This is a genomic window from Paenibacillus sp. KN14-4R (assembly GCF_052180255.1).
Lineage (GTDB): Bacteria > Bacillota > Bacilli > Paenibacillales > NBRC-103111 > Paenibacillus_AM.
Window position 1 is genome coordinate 4,355,303 of record NZ_CP197466.1, and the last position, 12,326, is coordinate 4,367,628.

13 protein-coding genes are annotated in these 12,326 nt (G+C 43.5%); all 13 read right to left on the reverse strand.

Features of this window, described 5'->3' with window-relative positions:
- Positions 1-56: 56 nt before the first annotated feature.
- The 13 genes from yycF to rpsF all read right to left on the reverse strand — a co-directional run bounded on the left by yycF (position 57) and on the right by rpsF (position 12,156).
- Positions 57-776, reverse strand: a complete 720-nt coding sequence (gene yycF, locus ACSBOP_RS21350; protein WP_442602485.1) for a response regulator YycF — start codon at positions 774-776, stop codon at positions 57-59.
- A gap of 113 nt (positions 777-889) precedes the next feature.
- Positions 890-2,278, reverse strand: coding sequence for a peptidoglycan DD-metalloendopeptidase family protein (locus tag ACSBOP_RS21355; RefSeq protein ID WP_442602486.1), 1,389 nt, complete (start codon positions 2,276-2,278; stop codon positions 890-892).
- A 183-nt stretch (positions 2,279-2,461) separates the two neighbouring features.
- Complete coding sequence (locus ACSBOP_RS21360; protein ID WP_442602487.1) at positions 2,462-3,112, reverse strand: hypothetical protein; 651 nt, start codon at positions 3,110-3,112, stop codon at positions 2,462-2,464.
- A 145-nt stretch (positions 3,113-3,257) separates the two neighbouring features.
- Positions 3,258-4,544 (reverse strand): adenylosuccinate synthase, encoded by a 1,287-nt coding sequence (locus ACSBOP_RS21365; protein ID WP_442602488.1) that lies wholly within the window; start codon positions 4,542-4,544, stop codon positions 3,258-3,260.
- A 354-nt stretch (positions 4,545-4,898) separates the two neighbouring features.
- Positions 4,899-5,540: a flagellar brake protein gene (locus ACSBOP_RS21370; protein WP_442602489.1), complete on the reverse strand. Its 642-nt coding sequence runs from the start codon at positions 5,538-5,540 to the stop codon at positions 4,899-4,901.
- A gap of 230 nt (positions 5,541-5,770) precedes the next feature.
- Positions 5,771-7,138, reverse strand: a complete 1,368-nt coding sequence (gene dnaB / locus ACSBOP_RS21375) for a replicative DNA helicase (RefSeq protein WP_442604557.1) — start codon at positions 7,136-7,138, stop codon at positions 5,771-5,773.
- 60 nt (positions 7,139-7,198) lie between these two features.
- Positions 7,199-7,645 carry a 50S ribosomal protein L9 gene (gene rplI, locus ACSBOP_RS21380; protein ID WP_442602490.1) on the reverse strand — a complete coding sequence of 149 codons (447 nt, stop codon included), beginning with the start codon at positions 7,643-7,645 and terminating at the stop codon, positions 7,199-7,201.
- Positions 7,642-9,603, reverse strand: a complete 1,962-nt coding sequence (locus ACSBOP_RS21385; RefSeq protein WP_442602491.1) for a DHH family phosphoesterase — start codon at positions 9,601-9,603, stop codon at positions 7,642-7,644. The genes rplI and ACSBOP_RS21385 overlap by 4 nt, the downstream gene beginning before the upstream one ends.
- A gap of 15 nt (positions 9,604-9,618) precedes the next feature.
- The gene (locus ACSBOP_RS21390; RefSeq protein ID WP_442602492.1) at positions 9,619-10,533 is read right to left on the reverse strand and encodes a DUF2232 domain-containing protein; all 915 of its coding nucleotides are present in this window, start codon (positions 10,531-10,533) and stop codon (positions 9,619-9,621) included.
- 5 nt (positions 10,534-10,538) lie between these two features.
- Entirely contained in the window at positions 10,539-10,841 is a 303-nt protein-coding gene (locus ACSBOP_RS21395; RefSeq protein WP_442604558.1) for a MazG-like family protein, read from the reverse strand.
- A 187-nt stretch (positions 10,842-11,028) separates the two neighbouring features.
- Positions 11,029-11,316 carry a 30S ribosomal protein S18 gene (gene rpsR, locus ACSBOP_RS21400; RefSeq protein WP_258207144.1) on the reverse strand — a complete coding sequence of 96 codons (288 nt, stop codon included), beginning with the start codon at positions 11,314-11,316 and terminating at the stop codon, positions 11,029-11,031.
- Positions 11,317-11,336: 20 nt separating this feature from the next.
- On the reverse strand, positions 11,337-11,822 hold the full coding sequence (ssb, locus tag ACSBOP_RS21405; RefSeq protein ID WP_442602493.1) for a single-stranded DNA-binding protein: 486 nt from the start codon (positions 11,820-11,822) through the stop codon (positions 11,337-11,339).
- Between the two features lie 46 nt (positions 11,823-11,868).
- Entirely contained in the window at positions 11,869-12,156 is a 288-nt protein-coding gene (gene rpsF / locus ACSBOP_RS21410; RefSeq protein WP_442602494.1) for a 30S ribosomal protein S6, read from the reverse strand.
- Between the last annotated feature and the right edge of the window lie 170 nt (positions 12,157-12,326).

Below are 12,326 nucleotides of genomic sequence, written 5' to 3' on the forward strand. Positions count from 1 at the left end.
AATAATAATAATTTTCGCTTGAATGGAACGGAAAAAGCGTACGATACTTGCCACTCTTAGAACCCTCCGGACTTCGTACCGCGCATCATGTAGCCAAGACCTCGTCTAGTTACGATTAACTCCGGTTTACTTGGATCTGTCTCTAATTTCTCACGTAACCGGCGAATCGTCACATCCACTGTCCGCACGTCACCAAAATATTCATAGCCCCACACCGCTTGCAACAGATGCTCACGCGTCATGACTTTGCCTGCATTGCGCGCCAAATAATGAATCAACTCAAACTCACGATGAGTTAAATCCAGTGGCTGCTCATCCTTAAACACGACATACGTATCCGTATCGATAAAGATCCCATGCAGTCTGATGCCTTGACTAGGTTCAGATGTTTCATTTACAGTTTGATCTAATTTTGCCTGACGACGCAGCTGTGCTTTTACCCTTGCAAGCAGCTCACGCGTACCGAATGGTTTCGTCACATAGTCATCAGCGCCCATTTCAAGTCCTAGCACCTTATCGATCTCAGAATCTTTAGCCGTCAACATAATAATGGGTGTATGCATCTTCGCACGGATTTCCCGACAAACGTCCATTCCATCTTTAACTGGCAGCATCCAATCCAGCAGGATCAAATCAGGCTGCTCGGAGAATGCAAGCTCAACCGCACTACCACCATCAAAAGCACAGATGACTTCGTATCCTTCTTTTTCCAAATTAAATTTAATAATTTCTGCAATCGGTTGTTCATCATCCACAACAAGCACTTTTCCCTGCACCGATCATCACCGCCTGTTCGTCATCATTATGTGCCTATTTTAACATAATTTCATAAGAAAAGAGAGACAAGGCCTCATCCATCAGCCTGATCTCTCTCCTGTATACCGCTATCCTAGCGATTCAAATATTTCATTGGATTTACTGGTGTTCCATTCTGGTGGATTTCAAAATGCAAATGAACGCCAAATGCCTGACCTGTGGCCCCCATAACACCGATTTTATCGCCCTTTTGCACAACAGCACCGGATTTTGTTGTAATTTGACTCATATGCATATACACCGTTTTGTAACCATTTTTATGATTAATAATGACATAATTACCATAATCGTGATGGAAACCCGCTTGCTCGACGACACCATGGTCAGCAGCCATAATCGTACGGTTACCCGTCATATCAAGACCTTTATGCAATTTACCCCAACGCATGCCGAACGTACTTGAAATGGAAGGACCGGAGATCGGCCATGCAAATTTACCCGTACCTTCACCGACGATAACTTTGGTACCACGTTTAATAACGGTATTTACAGGCTCTTGCGTAACGACTTCATCAAGTAACTTCTCTTCCACCACAACGCCATTGACCATGGTGACATGATACGTTTGCTTCTTCATGCCTGGCTTGCCTTTTTTAATGGTCTCTGTCTCACCTGCACGCATAGAAGCGTCTTTTATGTATTCCGTCTCATAGGCAACCTCTTGATTGGATACGACCGTCTCTTCGACACGCACAGATAAGGTTGGATGCTCCTGACCTTCTTTAAGACGCTTTAGCATCTCTTCTGGATCAATAACATCTTGTGGTTGTACAGGAACCTTCTCTAGATCAATGGATTCCACGAATTCAACGCGGTCAACAACGACATCTTCAGGCGTCGGTACATTCTTCTTATCTGCGGATAATGCTTGAACAGGCGCAGCTGGCTTTTCTGTAAACGATTCTTTCATCTGATTGAGGACATGATTCGCTGTGTTCACATCTTTTACATAACCAACTGCTCTGCCATCGATCTTCATTTGGACCCCAGTAGCTTGAGGTTCAATCTTCTGATCGAGTATGGCTAGTACAGCTTGATCATTCAGCTTTGGTTTAAATGTATACTCCGGTGTCAGCTCTAGTGCATCCTTAGGAAGCTCCATAACGACCTTCGGATTTTGCACAGCTAACTGTTCTTCTCTTGTCTTCTTATAGTCATCATATACGTGTGGTTGGCTGAGAATTCCTACGTTTTCTCCTGCTACATTGACCCGGTATACTTCTGTTGTGTTCGCTTCTACATAATAATGCCCCGCTACTACCATTAGTGCAGCTGCTGCAATGATGCCACCACTTTGAAGTAACGTCTTCTTGTTCGTGGAAACTTCTGTCTTCACAGCTGTCCACTGCTTACCGATATGGAGTTTGTCAGTCAAGCTATTCCACTGAGCTGCACCCGGTAGCAAATCTCTGACTTTGCTCCACGCCTTCTTAGCCCAATCTTTTCCCCTGAATTCTGCCATGCTCTTCTCCCTTTAATTCATCCATTTTTCGCGCCAGTCGACTCCTTTTTTTAGTTAAAAATGAAGTGCGCGCAACTAAACCTACCTATTAATTTACCATACTCTACCGCAAGGTTTCAACAAAATGACTGAAATCTTGTAGGAGGATGGGAGAATACGTAGAATGGATGCGGAGCCATAAGTTTACTTTTTGGTAATGATCGTGATTATTTCGGTATATTCCGCAGGCTTCAAGTATTTTCGCAAAATCGTCTCCATTTCCTTGGCTTCATCTGCTGTAATGCCATTTTCAACGAGCGTTGACAACCGCTGAATTTCATTTTCAGGAACCCTTGAAACAATGGTCGAGAATATTTTCATCTTATCTTCGTTCGACATTTGATCCTTCTTTTTCGTAAAATCCTCGATCGACATCATCATGCCACTATTCAATTGATTGCTCGACCCGTTTGCACGCCCACCGTTGATCTGTGACCATACACTAACGGCATCATCTGACTTGCCAGGAGACGGTGAGGGCGATATCTGAGCTTGACCCTGTGATTCACTTGTTCCGCCTGTATTCGTACTTCCTTTTACATTTTCGCTAATCGGTTTTTTCGTTTTGGAAGAAAGATTAGATGATGTCTGGCCACCCTGGGGTCCATTAATAAGACGAGATACGACATCCGTCAATTTAATCTCTGGAACGACTCCTTGTAGATTGAATTGCTGCAAAGCCTCCTGTACGACCATATTTACTGTATACCACGTAATCGACAGCGTAAGTACAGTGACAAGTGCCGTACCGATCACGATCTTTCCTACCCATTTCATCCAATTCAATCCTGACATGAACTTCACCTCTGCAAAATGGATTTCTCCCTTTATGCAGTATTGACGGAAAATCCACAGTTTAAAGCCGCTTCATCAGATATTACTTCATTTACATAACAAAAAAGCCCCGATGAACTCGGGGCTTCATACTTATTATTGGATATTACACGTAAATCGGACGAATTTGGTTCGTTTGCTCACGGTTACGACCAACCGAGAAGATTGAAATCGGAATGCCTGTCAATTGAGACACACGCTCTACATAGTGACGTGCATTTTCCGGTAAATCTTCCAAAGAACGAGCAGTCGAAATGTCTTCACTCCAACCTGGCAATTCTTCATATACCGCTTCACACTCAGCTAACTGCTTCAATGATGCTGGGTAACGATCAATCACTTCGCCTTTGTACAGGTAACCCGTACAGATCTTAACCGTCTCTAGACCGCTAAGAACGTCGATGGAGTTCAGCGATAAACCTGTAATTCCACTTACGCGGCGCGCATGGCGTACAACAACGGAATCGAACCAACCTACACGACGTGCACGGCCTGTTGTTGTACCGTACTCATGACCTTTTTCGCGAATCGTTTGACCAATTTCATTGTTAAGCTCAGTTGGGAACGGACCATCACCAACACGAGTTGTGTAGGCTTTCGCTACACCAATAATTTGGTGAATCTTCGTTGGACCTACACCAGAACCGATACATACGCCGCCAGCCGTTGGGTTGGACGATGTAACAAATGGATACGTACCTTGGTCGATATCAAGCATTACACCTTGTGCACCTTCGAACAGAACGCGCTTGCCGTTATCGATCGCATCGTTAAGCACAACAGAAGTATCTGTTACGTATTTACGCAATGTTTCAGCATAGCCTAGGTATTCAGCAAGAATGGAATCTGCATCCAATCCTTTTGCACCATAAACTGTCTCGATAATGCGGTTTTTCTCTACAATGACAGTACGAAGTCTTTTCTCAAATTCTTCTTCATCCATTAAGTCAGCGATACGAATACCGTTACGCGCAGCTTTATCCATGTAACATGGGCCGATACCTTTACGAGTTGTACCAATTTTGTTGTCGCCCTTACTATCTTCTTCAAGTCCGTCCAGCAGCAAGTGGTATGGCATAATCACGTGGGCACGATCACTGATACGCAAGTTGTCCGTAGAGAAATTATTGGCATGAATATATTCAATCTCTTCGATTAGAGCTGCAGGATTGATAACCATTCCGTTCCCGATTACACACTCTTTATTTTCATAAAAAATACCGGACGGGATCAAATGTAATTTATATTTTTTATCTTCAATCAAAATCGTATGTCCAGCATTGTTACCGCCTTGATAGCGAGCTACGACTTCAGCGGATTCCGCTAAAAAGTCCGTAATTTTCCCTTTTCCTTCGTCACCCCATTGGGTTCCAACAACTACTACTGTTGACATAGTATGACCTCCTCAGGTAGGTTCACCTCATTAATATACCGATCGGTTTCTTACACCTTTATTAGTTTAGCAATCCACCTCTTTAAAGTCAATAAAAACGAACAATTAAATGCTTTGTTGTAACATCGTTCGGAATTTTTCCATAAAATTGATCGCTATTTTCGTTCTTTAGACGCTTGCAGCATAAACCTACATTTTCGGGTCCAAATATTCACTACGCTATTGTTTCCCAAATTTGAACAAGAAAGACTCTCGCTGACCTTTAATTCCGGCAGGTAATTGATGGTAAATGTGCAAAAAAGGAACACCCCTTTTGTAAGGTATGTGTTCCTTTTAGCGAAGTGGAGTATTCTGTTATTTGCTATCGCCTATTTTTTTACGAATCTCAACCTGTCTCTTCAAGCAATAACCGATAATAAGATCACGCTGCGACTCTCTCATACCGACAAAAGACAAGCTATAACAAGAACGTGAAAACTCATTATATACAGGTCGTATAGTAACGACATCTGCCCGAAATTTAATTTCTCTTTGCTCAATCATCAGTGCACCGGAAATTCGATCACCCACTGCAATAGATTCGGAAGGATGACTGTAAAAGGCAATGCCCCCTCCGCTTAAATCGCTCGTCACTCGATCAAATCTATCATCACTGCCCAGCGGTTCATACCAGAAATCAATAACTGCTGGTACACGGAAATAATTACGGCGCTGGACCTTGTGAAGTACGCCTTGCTCCGGTTGTGAAATGTAGTACCGTGTACCATCTTGAATCAATTGTGATTGATAATAGTACTTATCTTTTCCTTCTGGATAACAAACTACGATTACTTCCGCCCCGGAAACAAGTCCAATCGGCACGTTGTTCTTATCAACGGGTTGTCTGATCGATATCTTATCTTGCTCAATCTTAAGAATCATTGATTCATATACGTTACTATCTACATCTTCAATTTCAAGCAGCTGTTGCGCCCATAATTCTGCTTTGGCTATCATCCTGCATCCCCCGTCACTTTGAGATTGCCTGCTATTATGTAATTTTCAGAAATTACTGTACTTTAAAGTCATTCCTATAATGGAATGCGTTGTTATTTTATCAGAAACGATTGTGATTAGCTACCTGAATTATTCATCTCAAAATGTTCAGTTGCTTCCCAGTTGTAAAAACGACACTCCAAATCGAACATTAGCGGAGTGCCGTGCTTGTCATACTGAACGTAGTTCGCTTAATAAGGCAATCCGCCACCAGCAGCTGCCGGCATATTATCAGCATGTGTCCGATTAAGTGGTACGAATTTATTGTAATTTTTGAGGAACACCAGCTCAACCGTACCTACGGGACCATTACGCTGTTTGGCGATAATAATCTCGATGATGTTCTTCTTCTCAGACTCTTTGTCATAATAATCATCACGATATAAGAAAGAAACAATATCAGCATCTTGCTCAATGGAACCAGATTCCCGAAGGTCAGACATCATGGGGCGCTTATCTTGACGCTGCTCAACACCACGGCTTAGCTGAGACAGAGCAATAACGGGGACGTTCAATTCGCGAGCAATCTGCTTGAGCGTACGAGAAATTTCAGATACCTCTTGCTGACGGTTATCGCCTTTACCACGTCCATGAATGAGCTGCAAGTAATCAATCAGAATCATACCCAAGCCCCGCTCCTGCTTCAGCCTACGGCATTTTGCACGAATATCAGCAACCGTAACAGCCGGTGAATCATCAATATAAATGTTTGCCTCAGAAAGCGACCCAATCGCCATCGTCAGCTTCTCCCAGTCTTCACTCTCAAGATTACCACTGCGAAGCCTTGTCGCATCGACATTAGCTTCAGCACAGATCATACGCTGTACGAGCTGCGCCGCACCCATCTCTAGTGAGAAGATCGCGACAGTTTCTTTTGCACGTACCCCAACATTTTGTGCGATATTAAGTGCGAATGCAGTCTTACCTACGGAAGGTCGAGCCGCGACGATAATAAGATCGGATCGTTGAAAACCTGCCGTCATCTTGTCCAAATCTGGAAAACCCGATGGAATCCCTGTGTTCCCACCTTTATTCGAGTACAGTATTTCTACTTTCTCGAACACTTCCATCAGCACATCCCGAATCGATACAAATCCACTTGTCGCACGTCGCTGAGAAATTTCGAAGATACGAGCCTCTGCCTCACTAAGCATGGCACCGACATCATCGGAGCTTGCATAGCCGTTAGAGACAATTTGCGTCGCTGCTCGAATAAGGCGACGGAGCATCGATTTTTCTTCTACAATTTGTGCGTAGTAATCAATATTCGCAGATGTTGGTACAGCTGAGGCAAGATCCGAAAGATACGACACACCGCCTATATCTTCGAGAACACCCTTGTCCTGCAGTCTGGCTGTCAATGTAATGAGATCAATCGGTTCGTTCTCATCTGACAGTTCCAGCATCGTTTCGTAGATGCGCTGGTGCGATGGACGATAAAAGTCCTCCGTTGCTACCCGCTCCATCGCTGTGATTAACGCATCACTATCGAGCAAAATGGCACCCAATACGGCCTGCTCAGCCTCCGTATTTTGCGGGAGTACGCGATCACCAAACATTTCTTCTCTCACCCATCACACCTCGCTTTCTGCATGGGACAGAAGCCCCACTTCATTTTATTACTCTTCAATTACGTGCACATTTAGAGTCGCTGTTACATCATGGTGCAATTTCACAGGCACCTTCGTTACACCTAATGTACGAATTGCATCATCAAGTAGCATTTTACGTTTATCAATCTTGATTTTATATTGTTTCTCAAGTGCTTCTGCCACTTGTTTGGTCGATACTGCACCAAATAGACGACCGCCTTCTCCAGCTTTTGCTGTCACTTTAACAGTCATTTCGCCCATTCTTTCACCCAAATCTTGTGCATCAGCCTTTTCTTGCTCTTTGCGTTTTACTTCTGCTTGTTTTTGTTGTGCAAGTGTATTTACAACCCCTTGTGTTGCAGGACTAGCAAGCTTACGTGGAATTAAGAAGTTAATTGCATAACCTTCCGAAATTTCCTTAACCTCACCCTTTTTACCTTGACCCTTTACGTCTTGTAAGAATACAACCTTCATTCCAATAACCCCTCTTCCTCTTCAATATCTTTAATGGCCTGCTTCAGACGAATTTCTGCGTCTTCAAGTGTTCCTTCCAGCTGCGTTGCCGCATTGGTAAGATGTCCGCCGCCACCGAGTCTTTCCATGACAACCTGAACATTCATATCTCCCATTGATCGAGCAGATATCCCGATTAAGCCGTCTGGACGCCTTGCAATGACGAAGGATGCTAGAATATCTGTCATCCCAAGCAGCGTATCTGCAACCTGTGCAATCATGAGCTGTGAATGCATACGTCCAGATTTTGCAATGGCAAGCGCAATCGTTTGATTCATAATCTCGGTATGCTTAATGATTTCTGCTTTTTCAATATAAGAGCCTAAGTCTTCCTTCAGAATCGTCTGGATTACCGTAGCATCAGCCCCATTACGCCTTAAAAATGAAGCAGCCTCAAATGTCCTAGACCCGGTACGCTGTGTAAAACTCTTCGTATCCACAACAATTCCTGCTAAAAGAACCGTCGCTTCAATGACTTCAAGCGTCAATTTCTCCGAGATATATTGCAATAATTCCGTGACAAGCTCACAAGTGGAGGAAGCATACGGCTCCATATATACAAGCGTGGCATCCTGCAAGAAATCCTCACTGCGTCTATGGTGATCAATCACTACAATGCGATGGGTAAGTGATAACAACCTTGGCTCTGCCACCATTGATGCTTTATGTGTGTCACATACAACAGCCAATGTTCGTGGATTCATAATCTGCAGTGCATCTTCAGGTGTAATAAAGCGAGCATGCAGCTTCTCATCTTCTTCAATCGTCTCCATGAGCTTTTGAATCGATGGGTTCATGCCCTCCAGTACAATGTAACCTTCCTTACCGACAATTCGAACTGCCTTCAGTACACCAATTGCAGCACCGATTGCATCCATGTCCGGAAAGCGATGTCCCATAATGACAACTTTATCACTTTCTTTAATTAAATCCCGCAGTGCATGAGAGATAACCCGCGCACGTACCCGCGTACGCTTCTCAATTGCATTAGAGCGCCCTCCATAGAAGCAAAGCTTCTGCCCTACCTTTACCGCCACTTGGTCGCCACCACGTCCTAGCGCCATATCTAAACTCGCCTGTGCCATTTGTCCAAGCTCTATGAGTCGCTCTTCGCCAGAAGCAATACCAATTGAAATGGTCAGCGGAATTTTGTATTCCATTGTCATATCGCGTACATCGTCCAGAATACCGAACCTCGTCGCTTCAAGCGCTTTTAACGACTTTTGATTCATAACGATTAGGTAGCGATCCGAAGATAAACGGCGTAAATAAATATCGTGTTTAATTGCCCAATCGTTAATCTCGCCCATCACTTTCGCTAAAAGAACGCTGCGAGTCTGATCGTCCATCCCTTGTGTTAACTCATCCCAATTATCCATCATCAGAATACCGATAACGGTCTTATCAGCCTCGTATCTCCGAGTCATTTCTGTAAAATCCGTTACATCACGAAAATAAATAACGCGTTCTTTCACCTTCACGTTTGCCGCGTAAATGCGGTTGCCATACGTAATTTCGAACGATTCGTCTTTATCCTTTACACGCTTAAAATCGGGTATTAACTCCACAAGCTCTTCTCCAATTGCAGAGGGACGCTTGAGCATCTTGGCAACAGCACCATTATGCCATTGAATCGTGCTTTCTTCATTAAAGATCAGAATCCCGATTGGCAATTCATTTAGTGCTGCGCTACCCGCTTTGCGTACTCGATGAGAAATCGAAGCGATATAATAATTCAAATCTTTTCGAAACGCAATCTCCGCATGAACCGTCACATACACAAGTATAGCTCCCACCAGCAGGAACAGTACACCCAACACCCATTGGTAGAAAAAAAGTGCAGCGGTCAGGAGTATCATTGTCCCGAAGATCCACAACATGTGTTGACCATGCCATCGCTTAACAAGAAACTTCGGCATTCTCACAGCTCCTACCTAATTTTTTTTGTTAAAGCGTTCTCGCAATGGAAATGCCGTATCCATCAGTCCCAAAAAGCTGTAAGCCAGCATAATCGGCGGCAAGAATACCAAAAGCACAACCCCTAGAATGGGCAGCGCACGGCGCCATTTTTTCAAATAATCGATATAGGCCAAGAACGAAATTGCCTGTATCGTAAATGCTATAAGTAAGAGAGGATACAAATTGATGACTAACGTATTCATCACCGATTTGGAACTTGGATTCATAAATAAATTCATAATCACAACCAAGAGATATAACCAAATGAAGCTCTTTGGCATTTTCCACTCACGAATCGGCTTCATTCCAGGTAAATTTTCACCTGATAAATTCATCAACCAACGTCCTACGCCATGAGTCACAAGCGCATAGAACGCGGCTAAGAGAATCAATAGCATAGGTAACATGCTAATCATCAAATCCAGATACACTTTTGGATCGAAATTAACGACCCCTTGCATCAAGTCTTCCGCAGATTTCAAATAATCTTGCATCATCAATCGGAATTCGCCAACAAAGTTATGACCGGTCAAGGCACCGATAACCAAGCTTAACAACATTTCACCGAGTAGCATTAAGAACCCAAGTGTAACGACAGTCCGAGCGGACGATCTTTTCTTATACAAGGTCCCCATTACAATGCTGACTGGCAGCAAAAATAGCGATGTCAAAACAATAAACATCCCATATGGATAGGCCAGAACATATGCCAGCACAACCGAGACAACATAATACATAATAAATTTTTTCACATGCTCACGAACGAATAAGGCTATGACAGGAATAATGAGAAAACTAATCGTTAGCAGTAAAAAATTCGTTCGGAAAGATAGCAGCATCGCCACATATACGGCTGCCCATACAATTGAAATCCATGTACGTTTGGTCAAGGGGTTCACCTCTTAGATATATGTTCTTCCAGTGCAGAAATGTCCCCGTACCAATCTTCTAGCTGGTGGCCATCCGCTCTATGTTTCTTCATTTTTTCCATTATTGCCTCATCTAAACTTCGTAGAGGAATACCAAGTCGTCTCCCTAAGATGTATCCACTTGAAATCAGACTAGCCAGCGCATCAATCATTTTATTCTGACTGCCTTCCCAGATCGCTCGCAACAAATGAGCCACTTGATCCACGATTTCCGTCTTCAGCCATTCAATGACTTTTACCCGTTTTGCTAGGTCAACATCTTTATCCATATGAGACAAATCGACTCTCCCCTTCGTCAAACAAGCTACATCCTAATTATAGCATAAAATGGCGCTCGCTCCATAAAGAGAGTTGCTTTCCTCATGAGAAGGTTTGACTCCAGAATGAGCAATAATTGTTTTTCACAACAAAAAAGCAGCAGGAACGAATTCCTACTGCTTCATGCCTTCAGTTAGACTACTCCGTAGTGTACGGAAGAAGTGCTACTGTACGTGAACGCTTAATTGCGATTGTCAACGCACGTTGATATTTCGCGGAAGTACCAGTCACACGACGCGGTAAGATTTTACCACGCTCGGAGATGAACTTCTTAAGTGTATCCGTATCTTTATAGTCAATGTGTTTAATTTTGTTTACAGTGAAATAGCAAACTTTACGGCGTTTACCGCCTTTACCGCCACGACGTGGAGCAAACTTACGCTCGCCGCGATCTTCGCCGCCATTGTCTCTTTTTTGGAAACTCATCGTATTCAGTCCTTTCTACTTTAGAATGGCAAATCATCATCCGATATATCAATCGGTTTTCCATCGTCAAAGAATGGGTCCTTCTGCTTCGTTTCGCGACCTCCACCAAAGCGACTTCCGCCGCCACTGTTTCCGCCCATATCGCCGCCTGCCGAGTAACTAGACTCTTCACGCTGCGCCGCGTTAGACGATTCCAAGAATCGAACATTGTCTGCAATCACTTCAGTCACATATACTTTGCGACCTTCGTTGTTGTCATAAGAGCGTACTTGAATACGTCCTTCGACAGCAGCTAGACGACCTTTGCGAAGATAATTCGCACATGTCTCAGCGAGTTGCCTCCAAGTTACAACAGGGATAAAATCCGCTTCTTTCTCACGCGTTTGTTGGTTGGTAAATGGACGATCTACAGCCAAAGTGAATTGAGCAACTGCAACACCCGCTGGTGTATAACGAAGCTCAGGATCTTTAGTTAATCTGCCGATCAATATCACTCGATTTAGCATAAATGGCGCCCTCCTAACGATGATTACTTCACAAGCCTTTCATAGCTTACGCTACGTCATTAACGATTAGGTAACGAATAACTTCATCAGAAATTTTCATTACGCGATCCAATTCCGTTACTACAGCTGGTTCAGCAGTAAAATGAACAAGAACATAGTTCCCATCACGGAATTTGTTGATCTCATACGCTAGACGGCGCTTACCCATAAGGTCGTGCTTTGTAATTTCGCCACCGTTGTTCGTAATGATGCCTTGGAACTTCTCTACAGTAGATTGAACAGCTTCTTGCTCAATGTCTGTACGAATGATGTACATCACTTCATATTTGCGCATGTATTTCACCTCCTTTTGGACTAAACGGCCCCCGATTGGGAGCAAGGAGCGAGTATTCATTAGTAAAAATAAAAAACTCGCACCCGAATACTATACCAGATTAGCCCTTGTATAGCAAGTCTTTAGCTGAACTTGGTAGTGTTATGTCCCACACTTGTCCACATGAGGAT

Excerpts from the sequence above, each read along its gene's own strand:
- ACSBOP_RS21385 (WP_442602491.1), bottom strand. The coding sequence starts at position 9,603 with ATGCCGAAGTTTCTTGTTAAGCGATGGCATGGTCAACACATGTTGTGG.
- dnaB (WP_442604557.1), bottom strand. The coding sequence starts at position 7,138 with ATGTTTGGTGATCGCGTACTCCCGCAAAATACGGAGGCTGAGCAGGCC.
- ACSBOP_RS21370 (WP_442602489.1), bottom strand. The coding sequence starts at position 5,540 with ATGATAGCCAAAGCAGAATTATGGGCGCAACAGCTGCTTGAAATTGAA.
- ACSBOP_RS21360 (WP_442602487.1), bottom strand. The coding sequence starts at position 3,112 with ATGTCAGGATTGAATTGGATGAAATGGGTAGGAAAGATCGTGATCGGT.
- rplI (WP_442602490.1), bottom strand. The coding sequence starts at position 7,645 with ATGAAGGTTGTATTCTTACAAGACGTAAAGGGTCAAGGTAAAAAGGGT.
- ssb (WP_442602493.1), bottom strand. The coding sequence starts at position 11,822 with ATGCTAAATCGAGTGATATTGATCGGCAGATTAACTAAAGATCCTGAG.
- ACSBOP_RS21395 (WP_442604558.1), bottom strand. The coding sequence starts at position 10,841 with ATGGATAAAGATGTTGACCTAGCAAAACGGGTAAAAGTCATTGAATGG.
- ACSBOP_RS21365 (WP_442602488.1), bottom strand. The coding sequence starts at position 4,544 with ATGTCAACAGTAGTAGTTGTTGGAACCCAATGGGGTGACGAAGGAAAA.
- rpsF (WP_442602494.1), bottom strand. The coding sequence starts at position 12,156 with ATGCGCAAATATGAAGTGATGTACATCATTCGTACAGACATTGAGCAA.
- rpsR (WP_258207144.1), bottom strand. The coding sequence starts at position 11,316 with ATGAGTTTCCAAAAAAGAGACAATGGCGGCGAAGATCGCGGCGAGCGT.
- ACSBOP_RS21355 (WP_442602486.1), bottom strand. The coding sequence starts at position 2,278 with ATGGCAGAATTCAGGGGAAAAGATTGGGCTAAGAAGGCGTGGAGCAAA.